We start from the raw sequence: 16,648 nt of genomic DNA, 5'->3' as shown, positions 1-16,648 counted from the left end.
CAAACATCCCTCAAATCGTCTAAATATTTGAGGGATGTTATTGTCATAGCTATTCCTTAATAGTTTCGTCAAATGATTTTCGACCCGGATTCACTTTATTGACGGTAACGTTTATTTTACTGAGCGAATCTGCTGACAATGGAACCTTGCCATTTTTCTCTAACTTTTTCCACGTTTTTACGTCTTTTCGATATAGATGCTCCGATAAGCGGTAAATATCAGCATCTAATTTTAAACCCTCTTCATAGGTTGTTTTTATATCTTTTTTTACTGCCGCAACAATGCCTTTTCTTATTTCATCAGTGGTTATTTTTCCTTTAAAACCATTGATGATTGCATTAAATTTTACATCTACTTCAAATTTTACATCATCGTTTTTTACAATTGGTTTTACGTCTATACTTATTTTTTCTAAATCAACTGTTAAGTAATCTCTTTCTTTACTGTCTAATTTAAAGGTTACGTCTCCTCGAGCTTTTTTATCCTGCATCCATTGGACCCCTTTGGCAGCCTCATTCTTAACGAAGCCTTTAAAACCATCCTTAGAAAATACGCCAACACCCGTTAAGGCAGTTTCCTCTGTAGGTTCGTTTGTATTTTCCCAGTTTTTATTAATTGTCACGAATGGAATATTCACTTCATGACTCGGTTCATTTAATTTGATAACGAGGTTGCGTAAATCAACGGGCTCTACAAATGTTTCTAACTCTTTTGTATGCAATGGATTACTTAATTTTGAAGCTGTGATTGATTTATTTAATAACGGTGTCACTAGAAGAATATCTTTAATAGGGTCCTGTGTACAAAAAGTCAATATTTGGTATCTTGTTTCCCGATGACGCAAAAAACTGTCAATAACGGAAATCGCATTTTCACTTTTCAAAGCATCCTCAGAGAAAAGAAGGTAGGTCATATGTCCCCAAAAAACTTTTTGGTCGATCGAACGATACAATTTGAAAAAGGCTTCTTCCATCGTTTTTCCTTTAGCAAACCCAATCTCTGCCTGTGCAGTTTGAGGAGCAGGCGTTTCAGATTTAGCAACATTAGCAAAGTTGATGATTTGCATATATATTTCATATTGACCATCTTTAAAATCGATACCAATACCGTCAACATAGTACATTCTTTGAGGTTCAGCGACATCCCAACATCCAGAAAGCAATAGTACAACTGTTAAACTTACTATTAATGCAATTTTTTTCTTCATGTTTGATCCCTACTTTTAGCAATTCTTGTGTTATTAGGAGGAGCAAAGTGGTTTGTTTGATACAGTTTAAGCTTAGACAAAAGATGAAAGGATTATAAGTAGTGAAAAACATTGAAAAACTATGAAATAAAATATCAGGACTCAATCCCTAGTGTTCGAAAAATGGACAAGGGATTTTTGTGAATGTCGTGGCACTCTATTAAAGGTAATTTCCGTTCCAAGCTACTCGCTTCCAGTGGGCGAGTAGCTTGGAACGGAAATCAACAGTAGCGCAGAGATTTTTATGAATAATCAGAGGGGATGAAGAAAACCCCCGCTGATTAGTAGTCTAAACTTTAAATTCCTTTATGATCGCGAATTTCTATTATGGTTCCTTCGGGTGCTTTTAACTTACATAGTTGACCATTTTCAACCTTATAAATAATGTCACCATTTTTGTAGATAAAATTCACATTCATATCCTTCAGTCGATCTACCTCATCACTAAGATTGTCAACCCATAAACAGAAATGTACAATGCCTTGACCATTTGAATTGCATGCCTCAAGTTCTTCATTATATTTTCCTGTTTGGAGTTCAATATAAAAGGTTCCGAGCTTTAACCAAGTGTTAAAATGTCTATCGTGGAAATTTGGTGACTCTTGTACAAGTTCAAATCCTAATACTTCCGTATAAAAATTTACAGACTCAGCATATGTATTAGTTTGTATACATAGGTGATGCACATATTTTTCAACCATAAATCTAAATCTCCCTTTTATTTAAAAATGTTACGTTAATCAAAATGCATATCGATTAGGCTAAGATAGCAATAAAGTGGCATACGAATTCCATCATATTCTTATCTATCCTTAAAGACAACTGTATAATGCATTCCTTAGAGCCAGTTCTCTTGGTTCATTAGCCATGCCAAAGCCATGCTTATTCATTGCGTAAGCATAACCTAACCCCTCATCTGGATCAGCAAAGCAGAATGAGCCTCCAGCTCCAGGATGTCCAAAAGAGCTCTCACTTCGACCAAATGGCATATCCGAAAAGTGTTTCCAAAACCCTAAAGAGTAAGCGATGTTTATACAATTTACATGGTCATAAAAACCTTCTGTTGGGGGAGTAGGGCTCTTTCTTAATTCATTCGTAGTGGAAGAATTTAATCCCAGTATTTTCGCTCCACTTGCAAATGCACCATAAATTTTTGCCATCGCTTTTACTTGTCCAACGCCATTACCTGAAGGAAATTCAATAGATAGTATAGGACGATGATTAAAATTATCATTCGCAACAAACTTTTTAGGGTCAACTAAACTTCGAGCTACTAGTGACTTAGCATTTAAAAATCCAAGTAACATTTTGGGTGGCAATTTAGTTAGCCCCTTAAGTAATTGAATAGGATGATTTATTCCTTCAATCGTTGTCATTCTATCTTTTGAGATTTCTGAAGGCAAACCCATATAAAATTCAGCATTGAGCGGTTCTGCTATGTCTTCGTTAAAAAAATCTTTTAAAGTACGTCCTTTTGGATCCGTTCTTTTAATAAGTTCAGAAATTAAAGTTCCTATAGTCCATGCATGATACCCATGAAATTTTCCTACTTCCCAATCTGGTTTACGTGCAGCAAGGGAAGGTGATAGACGTGAAGTATCTAGGTCTTCTATATTTTCAATTTTAAGTTCATCGAGAGTGGATAAACCAGCTTGATGTGCAAGTAGCTGTCTAACTGTAATTTTCTCTTTGCCATTCTGAGCGAATTCTGGCCAATATGTACACACGGTCTCATCATAGTTAATGTAACCCTTTGAATGAGCTAGACTTAAAGCTAATGCAGCAAATCCTTTTGTAGCTGAAAACACTTGAACTAATGTGTCTTTTTCCCATTGTGCAGAAGTTTTTCGATCTCGATATCCGCCCCATAAATCAACGACAGGTTCGTTATTAATATACACAGAAAAGGCAGCTCCAAGTTCTCCTCGGTCTGTAAAATTCTTAATAAATTCGTCCTTCACTAATTCAAAACCCGGTGCCACAAAACCATGTATGGGAATATTATTTTTTGTTCTCATATTGTTTTCTCCTTCTGATATAATCTCCATCTCTTTACAAAAAAGAATAAATTTAATAAAATTAACTTAACAGATAAATGACTAAAAAACAATAAATAGTCAAATAAAGAGGTGCGTTAGAATGGCAAGAATTTCAGCTGAACAGAGAAAGCAGATACATGAAACACTTCTCAGCAAGAGTAAAGAATTATTTATTCAGTACGGATTTTCGAAAACAAGTATTGATGACATTGTAAATGCTTGCGGAATTGCAAAAGGTTCTTTTTATTCATATTATCCAACAAAAGAAGAATTATTTTACGCGGTGTTACGAAGGGAAGAAGAAATAAAAAATAACATCATTACTGAGGTAATGAGTGAATCTTTACCACCAAAGGAACTTTTAATGAGATTCTTTGACATCTCCTTTAAAGCTATTGAGGAAAATGAATTTTTCCAAAGTCTATATCAAAGAGGAGAGTACGAGCGAATAGTTAAGAGACTCCCGAAAGAACTTATCGATGACCATGCCAGGGAGGATTTAGAGAGTTCATTACAGTTTGTTAAATTTCTTCAAGAAAAAGGGGTTACAGAAGAAGATCCTGAAATTTTAATTGGCCTTTTTCGAATAATGATGCTTATACCTTTACATCGACAAGAGATTGGGGAACAAACGTTTTCAAAGACCATAAAAAAAATGATTGAATGTTTATCAAATGATTTAACTTCTTCCTAAAATCATCGCATCTATGCGATAACCGCTAACTGGCCTGCATCGTGCAGGCATAAGTACAAAGCTGATTCCTGACGCAATTATGCCGAGGCATAATTGATCAAGTAAAATAGTTGAATGGAAGGAACAACTTATCAAGACAAATGACCAGTGCTCACTACATTTTAAACAAGGTGTATCTGGTTTATTTTGCTTATTGGAGAAATTTATTGATTTAAATTTCAGTCATCATAAAAGTCTCATGAGTGATGAGGATCTGCTTAAATAATAGCAGAATAGCTTATTACCGAGGAAATAACGTGTATAAATGACACCAAAATGGATAATTTATAAATCGGAGGTGATAATTTTGACTAAAGAAAAGCGTAATAACCTTGAACTAGATCAAGTAGAACTTGGATCAGATTTAAGCCCAGATGATTTAGATGTACGTGAAGAAAATGATCTAACAAAAGAGCAAAAAAACAATTCAAGTAAAGATAAACAATGCAACGAAAACACTTCCTCAAGACGTAATAAATAATAACGTAAATCGCATAAAATTTATTACCACAATCTTTAGGTTGTGGTAATTTTTTAAAAGGTGATTTATGGGGAGGAGATGTCCATTTACAACTTGAAATATTTAATTACTTTTATGGGAATAATCTTGATTTTTATAGCAGGTTGTTCAGATGTAAGAAATGAAGAGCAAATGATAGAAGTTCAAATGCGTATTGGTGATGAAAATAATTATGAAGACTTCAAAGAAATCACGGATCATGAGCAAGTTCAAAAGGTGCAAAAGATATTAGATGATATAGATTGGGAAAATGCAAAAGTAGATATGGCACATCCTGCAGATTACATATTTTATTTTCAATTTAATAATCCAGAAATAGAAGCAAAAGCGGTGTTATATAAACTTTGGATAAGTCCAAATAAAGATAAGGTGGAACTCGTAATAGATGCTCAAAGTAAGTATAGTCAATTAGACAAGAAGAAGTCAGGAGAACTATTTGAAATACTTACTGGTGAAAAATTGGCTGATCTCAAATAATAAAAAACGGCTTTAATCATTACGATTAAAAGCCGTTTTTTATGTATGAATAACTGTCGTAAGCAGAAACAATTGTTGTTTGCTGAATTTGTAAAATTAGTTTTGTAATATGTCAGGAACAATTGATCACATACCGCATTGCGCGTCGGGTCAAATCCAAAGAAGATCGGTTTCCAAAACAAACATTAGAAGTAACGTAAAAATCTTATACAAACCAACCCATATCTTTATTTGATTTTATAATATGTACTAAAAAATGAAACTTTTGGAATTAATATTCGTATTAATTAGAAAATACTGATTTTTTCAGGAGGGAATATGTTAAAGTTTAGAGGTTTCTTTCTTATAATTATACTGTTATTAACAGCGTGTACGCAGGATACAGTTGTTCCTAAAGAAAAATTACAAGATGAAAAGAATGATGAAAACATTGTTGTTACAGCGGATGGGAAAATAACCTTTGAGATTATTAATACAATAAAGATTCCACAAGAAAAAGTAGAATCAATAAAAGATGAACTCCTTCATGCCTATGATGATATTCAGAATTCAATTCATACTGCATATGTTCCATCCGAGAGAATCAAGGTATATCTCAATGAAGGAAATGATGTTTCGTTGGGGTTGAAATCGAAAATCGAACTATTTGACATTAAGGAAAATCAATATCCACTTGTCCATGAACTAACACATTCCATACTTGGTTATGGCAACAATTTTGATACAAGCAGTGGCTATTTTACGCAAGAGGGTTTTGCTGATTATATGGAAGAAATGTATGGGAAAACGAAGACAAGTTCCCATCAGTTTATGAAGTATTTTATGGATTCAAACAAATTAATTCCAATTAGCAAGTTGATCGATCCGAATCAAGACGACTCTTATTTTCGCCCAAACCTTACAAATCCAGAAGAGTGGAACACCCTTAGATGGATGAGCTATACGCATGCAGCTTCATTTATAAAATATTTAATTGATACCTATGGATTAGAAAAGTTTGAACAGATATACAACGAAAAGGACTTGGCTGAAAAAATAGAGGACGTATATGGAAAAAGTGTGGGTGAGCTAGAAAATGATTGGTTAGTTTTTATTAATAATCAAACTGGGCTAACATATGAAGAAAAATCTAAAATGGGATATTTTTACAGAGTAAATTCTATTATTATTCAACTTGATCCAAAATATTTTACAAAGGAATAATTATATGGAACGATGCTATTTCCATTTTGGAGAACTCCCTTTATGAAAGTACATAAAGAGAAATTGTAATCAGTGTGGTTTTTCATCCCCAATGATTAGTAGTATTCACCAATCGAGCTTTTCGGGTAGTAAGACTCGCACCTAACTTATTGGCTGAATTTTTAGGTGGGAGTCCTACTGCCCGTTAATGCGGGATAAAACACTATTGGTAATTGTCGATAAAAATGAAAAGTATCGTAGGAGGGAAACGAATGAATTGTAGACTTTTAACTGTAGCAGATGCTGAGGCATATCGGAATTTAAGATTGGAAGGATTACAAAATAATCCTGAGGCATTTGGTTCTAGCTTTGAGGAGGAAAAGAATGATCAGATTGAGCTGTTTGCCAACCGGTTTGAATCACAGGGTTCCTTTACGTTAGGGGTATTTGATCATGAAGAATTAGTGGGCGTTACGACGTTAGTTCAGGAAAGTAAGCTTAAGTTAAAGCATAAGGCAAGCATCTTTGCTGTTTATGTTTCTCCAAGAATGCGTGGACTTGGCGTTGGCAAACATTTAATGATTGAAGCAATTAACAAAGCGAGGGAGTTAAAGGGAGTTGAGCAGCTTAATTTAACGGTTGTGTCAACGAATGCTTCAGCAAAAAGACTGTATTCTTCTTTAGGGTTTGAGGTTTTTGGAACGGAGAAGAGGGCAATGAAAATAGGTCAACAATATTTTGATGAGGATTATATGGTTTTATTTCTATAGCGTGAACAACTCCAATAGCTTTTTAGCAATTGGAGTTGTTTGGTTTTTATGGAGAGCTCCAACGAAATAATGTAATCAAAGCAATGATTAAAATTACCACAGCAATCATAAAAGCGACATAGGTACTAAATTTGCCCGTTTTATTTTTTAGCAGCTTTAAACTCAGTACTATATTGATTATTGATAAAGAGAATGCTAGCCAAATCCCTAAATTCCCTAAGCGTTCAATTTGAATGGGTGATTGATTGTAAAAATAATGATAGGTGATACCAAGAACAAGTAAAATTGTCAGCACAATATTGGTCGATGCAATTTTCTTGTTGCTAATCATAATTGCCTCCAATCGATCCTTTTATAGATGTATAGTATGCTTGAAAAAATAATCTGACAAAATTTCATGGTTTTGATTACTTTACTTAGGTACACAATATGAAAGGAGCACTTACAATCTAATGAACCCTAAAAAGGAGAGGGATTTATGTGGAAGATGATAGTTAAACAAGTTAATACAGGCCCATGAGAATTAGTGGGTGTAATTAAAGTTAAAGATAATTGATTTGCTGTCTAGTAATAATTAAGTCGTTTCATTTTGAAGTGTTAAACATGCATAAATACTTTCAAAAAAAACAAGCAACCAATAAAATCGGTCGCTTGTTTTGACCCTTACATTTAAAAGGGCAATAACATTTAGTTAATGAAATCTTGAGGAATACATTCACGAACACCAGAATTTCTCAATGAGTTAAATAAAGCTGCACCGATTCTTAATAAAACATTTGTATCAGTTCCATTTTCTAAATCATAGATGACATAGTATGCATTATCAACTGTAAAAATACATTTTCGTTCTAATTCAAATCCAGGTGGTACAGTTGGAAGTTTAATAACTGGTCGAATCACAGGTGTATCTCCTTCATCTCTGATAAAATTGAAAGTTTGTTGGTCAATCTCATAGATATTAACTGGATCAATCTCTATACCTTTCTCTGGAACTGTAATTTCATCTTCAACAAATAGGAAAAAGCGTTCGTTTCGGAAATTGAAAAGACTTCTCGAGCCTATTTCAAATGATGCCATTTTATATTCACCTCCTCTCCTATAAATAAGTTATTCATATCGAATACAATTGTTTGGACAATAAGGAAGGTAGAGTGAAGAATAATTAAAATAAACATTCATAGTAGTTGTTCCAGCATGACTGCTAAAGAAGCAAATGTTGAATACATGGAAGTTGTTTAGTTTTGATCGTAAGAAGATAATCCTCGAAATAGATATTAATAATGTTGTTTTAAATTGGACTATAAAGCCCTGATAATTTAAGGTTCACCCTTTTTAAACAACTATATTATGCTGACACATTTGCTGAATAATTTGAGGAAATTGGACCAAATGAAAAAAGCCGCAGCGTGATCAGACGCTACAGCTCAGAATTGATTATGCCCTTTGAGGTTTCTCAAAAGTATTATATCACAATGGCTAAAAAGAAGGCTTAAATTAACTAGCAGCATTGAACCAGTTACAGAAAAGATATTCCTAATCTCTGATGGCGAATATAGGACAAAAAAGAGATAGGTTTAGAACTTGATCAAATTTTATTCCAGATGACCATGAATTGTGCTGCTTCAGATTCAAGAGCAATTAGGTGATCTTCAGTGGAGGGGTTAACTGAAATTAGTTTACCTTTTTGGACGTTTAAAATTGCAGGTTTTACATCAGGAGCATGTTCAATGGTGAACTCAGATTGATTTAATAGTGTTAAAGAGGAGCGACATTTGTTTTTATCAATTCGTTCGTCCTTCCCTTTGAAATATAACTTGATTAAATGTGGAACTCCTTCAATCTTTAATCCAAGTTCTGGTGAAGAACGAACGGTTATATATTCGCTATTCCAATTGGATTTGCCTGGTTCAAACCATTCAATTTTTTTATTTTTAATAAATTTTAAATGTGCTTTGACTGCTTCAAGGTAATTCTTTTGTTTGGCTTCAGAAACCTTTTCAACAAGAGAAAGCAGGTAATCGTTACTAAATTCTTTCTCATGAAATTTTCGGATACCATCTCGTAATGGTTTCCAGTAATCGAAAGCAGGATTGTATTCATTTTGATATTTTATTTGTCTTACCATAGAGGTTTTACCAGTAACACCTTTAAAAGTAAAGTCTGTAAATTGTGTAAGACCGACAGATATTTTTTTTGAAGACATTCATTACAACTCCTTTATTTGTAAAAATTCCACATTTGTATCGTCCATGACAACCGTCGTGTATAAACGACAACCCAATTGGCTGAGAGTTACAAAACTGAATAATTAAGATCGCTATAAAGAGAGAAGGTAAAGGCCATTCATTTACAAAGTCAATTTCGGACGCATAATTGATAAACTTTACGAGTAAAAGCAAATTTCACACAACAACAATTAACAGACAAATTACATCGTAGCCGTATTTCTAAGTACGAAAAAGAATCAAACACAATTGATATGCCAATATTCATGCACAGACGGACAAGCTGCAACGGCTACCATGATGTACGGAATGAAGGCTATGTAAGATTACTATGTAGCCATTGAAAGGCCTATGACATTATTTGTAGTTTAGAAGCACTACAGGCTAGTTAGAAAATTAATGACAAGGAAGTGGGTAAGGTTATGAATAGCCTTCAACAGTTGAGGTGCTAAATGTAAGGACGCTTGGTTTTAGAGGGCAAGTGGCGGTTCAGAAGGTGGAGTGGTTAGTTGAATGATCTTTATATGCTAGAGGTTGGACAAGTTCAAAATAGTAGGAGTTTTGTTTTGTGCGATATGTGAGTTAACCATCATAGCTAATGGTGCAGTGATTAAGCGCGGCGTATTCTTGAATTAAACAAAAAGCTGCTTAACAGTTACCTGTTAAACAGCACATGGATATTGTAAATATAAAACAAAAATAGGTAAATGTCAACAAATTCATTAGACATTTACGAGTATGTTTCGCTCTCGTCAAGCAGGCAGAAAATGGTTGGTTAGCCTTAATCAAAATCAGTACGATGCGCTTGCTAGTTTTATATCCTAAAAATTAGCGTTCAATTAAAATACTTAAACTCTCGCCAATGGGATATGGCATGCCTCAGATATCATTTATTAAAATAAATAGAAAACCGAAAATTGGATTTTTCTCGACGTTTAAACAAGAAGATTCCATATGTATTTAATTCCATCCCATAAAGCTAAAGCTAAAATTACTGCTAAAACCCCTTTAATAAAATCCTTCATTAGGTACCTCCATAGAAATTGTTATTAATGTATTTACGAAAGATAGTTAAAAAAGATTCATTTTGACATTTCATTTGAACACAGTACGTTTTTTTGTAGTAATAAAAACTGTAAAAAGCCAATTGGATTATTCCGATTGGCTAAGAATTAATGTTTTAACTAGAAACGTTAAATGCCTAAAAATTTTTTATTTTAATTTTAAGTTGTCAAAAAGCTTCATTAATGATATTTAGAACATCTGGTATGTCAGTTAAGTTGTTTTCCAAGAAAAACACTCCTTTTTTACTTTTAAACGACGAAAAAATAATCAAATATTGTATGTACATTATTTGATTATTTTTTTTATTTGCTTTAATTCGTAAATAAGATGATCAATCTGTTTTTGCATATTATCTTTCTGCAAGGATTGTTTCGCATCATTTTGAGAATTTTGGGTATTGGAATTTCTTAACGCCTCTAATGCTAGACCAGCACCGATTGTTTGAATTCCATCTCCTAATGTAGAAATAGCTGCGCCGATATAGGACAACTTGGCTGCATAAATCTCAAGAGAATCATTGGATTGACTCGAATTACCATTACTGTTATTAATGTTCCATCCCTCCTTCTGAATAAGTCCGATATTGTATCATATGCTTCACGTTGAAAAAATGAAAAGAAAAAATTTATTCATATGAGGCAATCCTGTAGGGAAATTAGGGGTTTATTCCACTGTAATTGAACTGAGATATCATCTGATATTCAACAGAGCTGTACGGTAGATGAGTTTAAGTTGACTGTAGTTAAGTAATTTACATAACGGGCCGAGTGGTTACTGAACAATATGGAAGAAATGGGGGGAGCAACGAACGAACAGGTGTAAGTATAAGTATAATTTTTTTATTTTTCAGAAAAGTATTGACGTTGTTTTCGGGAATATTTATATTTTGTATAACCGAACAGTTATGTAAAAAGTGAGGGAATGATCATGCCAAATGTTTATCGAGCATTAGGTGATTCAACGCGACGCCAGATATTAAGTATGCTTAAACAGGGAAGCAAAACCCAAAAAGAGATAGTTGAAGCATTTGATATCTCTCAACCAGGAATTAAAAAGCACTTGAATATTTTATTGGAGGAAGGAATTATTTCGGAGAGCTTGAATGGGAAGTATCGTATCTATTCAATAAATCTCAATATACTCCAAATCGCCAGTCATGAAATACTTCAATACATCGGAGAACTACTTGATGATCAGCTCGTAAGTCTAAAAAATTATGTGGAAAAGGGAGAGTTTCGAGATGAAGAAGAGTAAGGATTCTATAAAGAGAGAAATTGTTGTTAATGCACCTTTGAAGCAAGTTTGGGATGCATTGACTAAGCCTGAGCATTTAAACCTTTGGTATACAAAAAATGCTGAGATAGAATTTCGTATTGGCGGAAGAGGTTATATGAATCATGGCTGGGGGGCAACCTCTGAGGGGGTATTCATAGAAATAGATGCGATGAAACGCTTTGTACTTCAGAGCCTTGATAAGGATTTTACTACCATTACTTCTTTAGAAAAAGTTGAAAATGGTATTCTAGTGAGTATTGAATATCAGGCTTCCTTTCTTGGTGAAATGAATCAATCTACAAAGGAAAATATGTTATTTGGTACAAGTCAATTCTTAGAAAATCTCAAGAGTGTTTATGAAACTGGTACTGATAATCGTGCAAAGTTTTGGAAATCGTGGATTGGTATTGCACACACATCAATCGATGGGGGCAGAGGTACAAGAGTTTTACAGGTGAAGGAAGATTCAGTCGCTGCAGCTGCTGGAATTAAACCTGAGGATATTATACTAGAAATAGATGGAGAAGAAATCGGAGGATATGAATCATTTGAAAGAACATTGAATACAAAAAATGTTAATGGCAATGTTACCTTAACAATAGAAAGAAAAAATGAAAAGTCACGGGTAAATTGTCTTGTAGATATTTATCCTGTACCTTATTAGTATTAAATTAAAAGTAATTAGAAAACCTGCAAATGTCTATTTGGATTTAAATGATTTTTACGAATGTTACTCTCCTGCTGCAACAATTTTTTTGCTGGAAAGCAGAAAGGTATGAAGCATTGAAAGATGCTAACCAAGGTTTATACTGAGGTCTTTCTTTCCAATCGTTTTCAAATACAGATACTGTTCCTACACATTGACCATCTACATTCGCTATGAAAGTAATTGGGAGTTCATTTGCATATGTTTCTTTAAAAAAATCGACCACTTCTTCATATGTTTTCTTACTGCTAGTTGGTACAACAAATTCCTTATAGACTAATTTTGCTATATCTTCTATATGTTCTGGATAATTTACTAATAAGTCGATATTCATAAATACCTCCTGTTTTTTTAATTCTTCACTGAATTTGTGTAAAAATCTGGTTAATGATTATTCAACCTACATTATAAACGATGTAAAGTATTTATAAATAGCAAAGATACACAAGCTACCATAACAATGGGAAGTAATAACATCGGTGGTATGAACTTGGCCGGCACATATTTTTAAGAGATTAGGATCAAAGACTAAAATCAATAAAAATAAATGAGTAGGGTAATTGGTATACAAACCAACCCCTACTTTTTATTTGTTTGATTAACTTTTTGTTACATTTTATTTTTATAATATTTAAAAAAATGAAACTTTCGCATTTTACGTCCGTATAAATTGGAAAATACTATTTTTTCTGGGGGTAAAAATGAAAAAGTTTAGAGGCTTCTTTCTTATATTAGTATTCTTATTAACAGCTTGTACTCAGGATACAGTTGTTCCTAAAGAAAAAGAAGAAGAAAAAAATAATGAAAATATTGTGGTTACACCGGATGGAAAAATAACCTTTGAGATTGTTAATAATATTAAGGTTCCTCAAGAAAAAGTAGAATCAATAAAAGACGAAATCCTTACTGCCTATGATGATATTCAAGATTCAATTCATACTGATTATGTTCCATCTGAGAGAATAAATGTATATCTCAATGAAGGAAATGAAATATCATGGGGTCTGAGATCGAAAATCCTACTATATGGTACTAGACAAGACCATTATCCACTTGTTCATGAACTGACACATTCTTTACTTGGTTATGGTATCAATTTTGAAAAAAGCAGTGGCTATGGCTACTTTACGCCAGAGGGTTTTGCTACTTATATGGAAGATAAGTATGGGAAAATAAACTCATATTCCCATCAGTTTGTGAAGTCTTTTATCGATACAAATAAATTAATACCAATTAGCAATTTAATAGATCCAAATCAAGACGATTCCTATTTTCGACCAGACCTTACAAGCCAAACAGGGGAAACCCTTATGATGATGAGCTATATTCATTCAGCTTCATTTACTAAATATTTAATTGACACTTATGGGTTAGAAAAGTTTGAAAAGATATACAACAAAAAGAATGTAGGTGAAAAAATAGAGGAAGTATATGGGGAAAATATTAGTGAGATAGAAAAGGATTGGATAGGTTTTATAAAAAATAGTCAAGAACCAACAAATAAAGAGAAAATAAAAATGATGAATTATTCTTATTTATCTTCTTCACTTATTGATCAAATTGATCCAAAGTATTTTACAAAAGATTAGTTTGACGAGCCTTATCACTAGCACGGTAAGGCTTTTTATTATGCTTTGAAAACTGCATCAAACAGCCAATTAAATGATAAAGGATTAGATTACGGGTGAGAAGTATCTCAGGAACATTAGATACTGAAGAAGGCCGGCATGTTCTAGTAGCCGATAGGTCCAGAGTTTGGTAGAGAATGAATCGAATGGAGCGTTCCATAAAAAAGAAACTGAAGCGGAGCAAATTTAAAGCTCAAACGAAAATAAATAAAGTTACCCTCTGCAGCACCTACTTTAACAATAACAATACAATAAGCGGTTAAATTAGTATTTTCGATGTGAGTAGTTATAGTAACTACGATTTCTTTAATGGCTCTAATATGACCAAATTGATCAACTGTTACAATACTCTCCTGGTTGCTATTGATTCTGATGAAACTTAACATTTCGAATTGTTAAATAATTCAGTAAAATGTATAATTATTTAAATGGAGGTAATAAATACCGTATAAATTGTTTTGGTGTCGTCAGTTTCCAAATAAATTAAAAACTATAATTCGCGGTTAAACAAGTAGGAGATGTTCAATCTTCATAAGAATCTTCCGCATCTATGTATATTCCCTCTACTTGACATTCTAAACTAGAAAACAATACTATATACCTTTTTTTCCAAAACGATCTATGCAGTATCTTCATTTTGCTTGTAGATAATTCTTTCAAAACAATCTAGGGATGCGGAAGGAGATATGTTATGGAAAAGAACTCAAATCTATGGAAAATTGTATTTGTAGCTAGTTTTATAGGTTTAACAGTTGATGGTATGGATATCCAAATGTTGTCATTGGTGATGCCTAGCCTAATTGACGAATTCGTCTTAGATACCAAGGCTGCTGGTTGGATCAGTACATTCTCTCTATTAGGGATGGCACTTGGTGGAATCTTAGGAGGTTGGTTATCTGACCGCTTTGGCCGCGTTAAAATGATGACCTATATGATGGTATTATTCTCAGTTGGAACCGCTCTCTTAGCTTTTGTACAAACATATGAACAATTTATTATTGTTCGTTTCATATCAGCAATTGGTATGGGGGCTGAATATTCATTAGCCACAATGTTAATGGCTGAATATGTAAAAATTAAAAATAGAGCAACTATTATGGGCGTATTAGGTTCTTCCTATTCATTAGGATATTTAGTCGCTGTTTTATTAGCGGGCGCGATTCTACCTGAATATGGTTGGAGACCATTATTCTTAATTTCAATCTTCCCGGTTATTGTGGCGATCTATATTCGAGTAAAAGTACCTGAACCTACCGGCTGGAGATTGGCTTAAGAACAAGCTAAGACATCTAAAGTTAAGAAATCAAATGAATGGCTTGCGTTGTTTAGGGATAAGAAAGTTTTTACAATCTTTCTATTATGGATTGCAACTTCTTCTCTATTGCAATTCGGCTATTACGGAGTAGGTACATGGTTACCGACGTATATAGTTAAAGAATTAGGCTTTAATTTCAAAGAAATGACAGGTTATTTAATTGGAACATATACAGCTTCGATTCTTGGTAAAGCACTTGCTGGTTGGGTTGCTAATGTAATTGGTCGTCGTGGGGTTTTCGTGATTGCAGGATTATCTACAGCGGTCATGCTACCAGTCATATATTTTTATCAATCACCAGGAAACATCATTATTTTAATGACTGTTCTAGGTTTCGTATATGGAGCGCCGTATGGTGTAAATGCTACTTATTTAAGTGAAAGCTTCCCGACTCATATTAGAGGAACTGCTGTAGGTGCGGCTTATAATACGGGAAGAATAGGTGCTGCTTTAGCTCCTATCCTTATTGGAATTATCGCTACTACACAATCAATTGGATTTGGACTAGCTGTGTTAGGTATTTCTTATGCATTCATGGGGTTAATTCCTGCATTATTCATTAAAGAGAAAATGTACGATACTTTTGAAAACGATACAAAAGGAGAAATGTTAGAAAAAGAGGGGGAGGTAGGAAAAGAAGGGGTTCTAGCAAAAGAGGTTCTAGTCCAAAAATCTTAAAACAAGGGATAAATCAGCCGCAAAGCGTTTCTTTAAAAAGGCTTTGCGGTTTATTTATGTTTCTAAGCAGGCGAATTCAACCTAAAATGGTTGGCGTTTTAATAGTGGATGGAGTAACACCTTGCATGAAGCTAAACAAATTGTTGGAAGTGCTATTTTAGCAGGTAAATTAAGTTTTGCTACAATACGTGGTACTTCTAAATAAATGTTAAAACCCAGGTCATAAATGCCGTCTTGGTCATTTTTAATTCATTATTAAAATTTTATATAACCTTCATCGCTGTCTATGTCAAGATAATAAAATTCCTGTATTTCATGCTTTTCCTGAAAATATTTCTTTACCCTTTCTATATCTTCTCTAAAAAAGGAGTAAGGGATAGAATAAAAAGAGATTTTATTTTGTGACTCTTCATATATTCTTCCATCAAATATTTCTTCATTGAAATGAATTTCAATATTGTGACCACTGTAGGCAATTTCATATGTTCCGTCTTCATTTAGCCCACATTTGTCTTCAAATGGAATAAACTTAATTTTATAAGTTCTCTCATTCGTAATTAGTGTTTCCATGATTCTTTAACTCCTTGTAATAAATTTATGTACAATTACATATTAATAGAATTCTATTTGATCACAAAATAATTTTAATACTTGCCGAAATATAAACGTTCGCGGAAAAGTAAATAAAGCTATTCATAACGACTAACTATTACAACCTGTGGAGAAGTGTGAGTGATTATTTTAGAGACTTGACCGTAAAATAATATAAAAATAGAAAACTATAATTAT

18 protein-coding genes and 1 pseudogene are annotated in these 16,648 nt (G+C 33.3%); 10 read left to right on the top strand and 9 right to left on the bottom strand.

The genetic code is table 11. The features are described 5' to 3' along the window. Window positions 1-49: 49 nt before the first annotated feature. The 3 genes from ACB089_RS13350 to ACB089_RS13340 form a co-directional block, all read right to left on the bottom strand. A complete protein-coding gene (locus ACB089_RS13350) occupies window positions 50-1,207 on the bottom strand; it encodes a Ger(x)C family spore germination protein (protein WP_374966838.1) in 1,158 nt (385 codons plus the stop codon). A 335-nt stretch (window positions 1,208-1,542) separates the two neighbouring features. Next, window positions 1,543-1,947 (bottom strand): VOC family protein, encoded by a 405-nt coding sequence (locus ACB089_RS13345; protein WP_374966837.1) that lies wholly within the window; start codon window positions 1,945-1,947, stop codon window positions 1,543-1,545. Window positions 1,948-2,058: 111 nt separating this feature from the next. After that, window positions 2,059-3,264 carry a serine hydrolase domain-containing protein gene (locus ACB089_RS13340; protein ID WP_374966836.1) on the bottom strand — a complete coding sequence of 402 codons (1,206 nt, stop codon included), beginning with the start codon at window positions 3,262-3,264 and terminating at the stop codon, window positions 2,059-2,061. A gap of 121 nt (window positions 3,265-3,385) precedes the next feature. Here ACB089_RS13340 and ACB089_RS13335 point away from each other — a divergent pair, with 121 nt between their 5' ends. The 5 genes from ACB089_RS13335 (at window position 3,386) to ACB089_RS13315 (ending at window position 6,967) form a co-directional block, all read left to right on the top strand. Next, a complete protein-coding gene (locus tag ACB089_RS13335; RefSeq protein WP_374966835.1) occupies window positions 3,386-3,979 on the top strand; it encodes a TetR/AcrR family transcriptional regulator in 594 nt (197 codons plus the stop codon). A 337-nt stretch (window positions 3,980-4,316) separates the two neighbouring features. Beyond that, window positions 4,317-4,499 carry a hypothetical protein gene (locus ACB089_RS13330; RefSeq protein WP_374967563.1) on the top strand — a complete coding sequence of 61 codons (183 nt, stop codon included), beginning with the start codon at window positions 4,317-4,319 and terminating at the stop codon, window positions 4,497-4,499. A gap of 78 nt (window positions 4,500-4,577) precedes the next feature. Beyond that, complete coding sequence (locus ACB089_RS13325; protein WP_374966834.1) at window positions 4,578-5,015, top strand: hypothetical protein; 438 nt, start codon at window positions 4,578-4,580, stop codon at window positions 5,013-5,015. A gap of 318 nt (window positions 5,016-5,333) precedes the next feature. Beyond that, a complete protein-coding gene (locus ACB089_RS13320) occupies window positions 5,334-6,218 on the top strand; it encodes a hypothetical protein (RefSeq protein ID WP_374966833.1) in 885 nt (294 codons plus the stop codon). 251 nt (window positions 6,219-6,469) lie between these two features. Continuing rightward, a complete protein-coding gene (locus ACB089_RS13315) occupies window positions 6,470-6,967 on the top strand; it encodes a GNAT family N-acetyltransferase (protein WP_374966832.1) in 498 nt (165 codons plus the stop codon). 46 nt (window positions 6,968-7,013) lie between these two features. Here ACB089_RS13315 and ACB089_RS13310 read toward each other — a convergent pair whose 3' ends face one another. From ACB089_RS13310 to ACB089_RS13295, 4 genes are all read right to left on the bottom strand, one after another. Next, window positions 7,014-7,298, bottom strand: coding sequence for a hypothetical protein (locus ACB089_RS13310; RefSeq protein ID WP_374966831.1), 285 nt, complete (start codon window positions 7,296-7,298; stop codon window positions 7,014-7,016). 356 nt (window positions 7,299-7,654) lie between these two features. Beyond that, window positions 7,655-8,044: a spore coat protein gene (locus ACB089_RS13305; RefSeq protein WP_374966830.1), complete on the bottom strand. Its 390-nt coding sequence runs from the start codon at window positions 8,042-8,044 to the stop codon at window positions 7,655-7,657. 508 nt (window positions 8,045-8,552) lie between these two features. After that, window positions 8,553-9,170, bottom strand: a complete 618-nt coding sequence (locus ACB089_RS13300; protein ID WP_374966829.1) for a hypothetical protein — start codon at window positions 9,168-9,170, stop codon at window positions 8,553-8,555. Window positions 9,171-10,542: 1,372 nt separating this feature from the next. Continuing rightward, window positions 10,543-10,746, bottom strand: coding sequence for a translation initiation factor 2 (locus ACB089_RS13295; protein ID WP_374966828.1), 204 nt, complete (start codon window positions 10,744-10,746; stop codon window positions 10,543-10,545). Window positions 10,747-11,184: 438 nt separating this feature from the next. Here ACB089_RS13295 and ACB089_RS13290 point away from each other — a divergent pair, with 438 nt between their 5' ends. Together ACB089_RS13290 and ACB089_RS13285 are read left to right on the top strand one after the other, a co-directional pair. Then, window positions 11,185-11,511 (top strand): metalloregulator ArsR/SmtB family transcription factor, encoded by a 327-nt coding sequence (locus ACB089_RS13290; RefSeq protein WP_374966827.1) that lies wholly within the window; start codon window positions 11,185-11,187, stop codon window positions 11,509-11,511. Continuing rightward, window positions 11,498-12,196: an SRPBCC domain-containing protein gene (locus ACB089_RS13285; protein ID WP_374966826.1), complete on the top strand. Its 699-nt coding sequence runs from the start codon at window positions 11,498-11,500 to the stop codon at window positions 12,194-12,196. The genes ACB089_RS13290 and ACB089_RS13285 overlap by 14 nt, the downstream gene beginning before the upstream one ends. 46 nt (window positions 12,197-12,242) lie before the next feature. On the opposite strand, the gene ACB089_RS13280 is transcribed toward ACB089_RS13285, so the two are convergent. Further along, window positions 12,243-12,572: a hypothetical protein gene (locus tag ACB089_RS13280; protein ID WP_374966825.1), complete on the bottom strand. Its 330-nt coding sequence runs from the start codon at window positions 12,570-12,572 to the stop codon at window positions 12,243-12,245. Between the two features lie 367 nt (window positions 12,573-12,939). Between ACB089_RS13280 and ACB089_RS13275 the strand changes: the two genes are divergently transcribed. From ACB089_RS13275 to ACB089_RS13265, 3 genes and pseudogenes are all read left to right on the top strand, one after another. After that, the gene (locus ACB089_RS13275; RefSeq protein WP_374966824.1) at window positions 12,940-13,827 is read left to right on the top strand and encodes a peptidase MA family metallohydrolase; all 888 of its coding nucleotides are present in this window, start codon (window positions 12,940-12,942) and stop codon (window positions 13,825-13,827) included. A gap of 730 nt (window positions 13,828-14,557) precedes the next feature. Beyond that, window positions 14,558-15,139 (top strand): MFS transporter, encoded by a 582-nt coding sequence (locus ACB089_RS13270; RefSeq protein ID WP_374966823.1) that lies wholly within the window; start codon window positions 14,558-14,560, stop codon window positions 15,137-15,139. Window positions 15,140-15,175: 36 nt separating this feature from the next. Beyond that, window positions 15,176-15,859 (top strand): annotated as a pseudogene (locus tag ACB089_RS13265) (MFS transporter); the annotation flags it as partial. Window positions 15,860-16,114: 255 nt separating this feature from the next. On the opposite strand, the gene ACB089_RS13260 reads toward ACB089_RS13265, so the two are convergent. Next, on the bottom strand, window positions 16,115-16,429 hold the full coding sequence (locus ACB089_RS13260; protein WP_068986723.1) for a hypothetical protein: 315 nt from the start codon (window positions 16,427-16,429) through the stop codon (window positions 16,115-16,117). Window positions 16,430-16,648 lie beyond the last annotated feature (219 nt).

The organism is Lysinibacillus sp. RS10, from assembly GCF_041956855.1.
Classification (GTDB): Bacteria; Bacillota; Bacilli; order Bacillales_A; family Planococcaceae; genus Lysinibacillus; species Lysinibacillus xylanilyticus_A.
Note: the sequence above shows the minus strand (reverse complement) of the source record. Positions and strands in the feature narration are given on the sequence as shown.

Excerpts from the sequence above, each read along its gene's own strand:
- ACB089_RS13280 (WP_374966825.1), bottom strand. The coding sequence starts at position 12,572 with ATGAATATCGACTTATTAGTAAATTATCCAGAACATATAGAAGATATA.
- ACB089_RS13320 (WP_374966833.1), top strand. The coding sequence starts at position 5,334 with ATGTTAAAGTTTAGAGGTTTCTTTCTTATAATTATACTGTTATTAACA.
- ACB089_RS13335 (WP_374966835.1), top strand. The coding sequence starts at position 3,386 with ATGGCAAGAATTTCAGCTGAACAGAGAAAGCAGATACATGAAACACTT.
- ACB089_RS13275 (WP_374966824.1), top strand. The coding sequence starts at position 12,940 with ATGAAAAAGTTTAGAGGCTTCTTTCTTATATTAGTATTCTTATTAACA.
- ACB089_RS13325 (WP_374966834.1), top strand. The coding sequence starts at position 4,578 with ATGTCCATTTACAACTTGAAATATTTAATTACTTTTATGGGAATAATC.
- ACB089_RS13270 (WP_374966823.1), top strand. The coding sequence starts at position 14,558 with ATGGAAAAGAACTCAAATCTATGGAAAATTGTATTTGTAGCTAGTTTT.
- ACB089_RS13340 (WP_374966836.1), bottom strand. The coding sequence starts at position 3,264 with ATGAGAACAAAAAATAATATTCCCATACATGGTTTTGTGGCACCGGGT.
- ACB089_RS13315 (WP_374966832.1), top strand. The coding sequence starts at position 6,470 with ATGAATTGTAGACTTTTAACTGTAGCAGATGCTGAGGCATATCGGAAT.
- ACB089_RS13350 (WP_374966838.1), bottom strand. The coding sequence starts at position 1,207 with ATGAAGAAAAAAATTGCATTAATAGTAAGTTTAACAGTTGTACTATTG.
- ACB089_RS13290 (WP_374966827.1), top strand. The coding sequence starts at position 11,185 with ATGCCAAATGTTTATCGAGCATTAGGTGATTCAACGCGACGCCAGATA.
- ACB089_RS13285 (WP_374966826.1), top strand. The coding sequence starts at position 11,498 with ATGAAGAAGAGTAAGGATTCTATAAAGAGAGAAATTGTTGTTAATGCA.
- ACB089_RS13305 (WP_374966830.1), bottom strand. The coding sequence starts at position 8,044 with ATGGCATCATTTGAAATAGGCTCGAGAAGTCTTTTCAATTTCCGAAAC.
- ACB089_RS13310 (WP_374966831.1), bottom strand. The coding sequence starts at position 7,298 with ATGATTAGCAACAAGAAAATTGCATCGACCAATATTGTGCTGACAATT.
- ACB089_RS13345 (WP_374966837.1), bottom strand. The coding sequence starts at position 1,947 with ATGGTTGAAAAATATGTGCATCACCTATGTATACAAACTAATACATAT.
- ACB089_RS13300 (WP_374966829.1), bottom strand. The coding sequence starts at position 9,170 with ATGTCTTCAAAAAAAATATCTGTCGGTCTTACACAATTTACAGACTTT.
- ACB089_RS13260 (WP_068986723.1), bottom strand. The coding sequence starts at position 16,429 with ATGGAAACACTAATTACGAATGAGAGAACTTATAAAATTAAGTTTATT.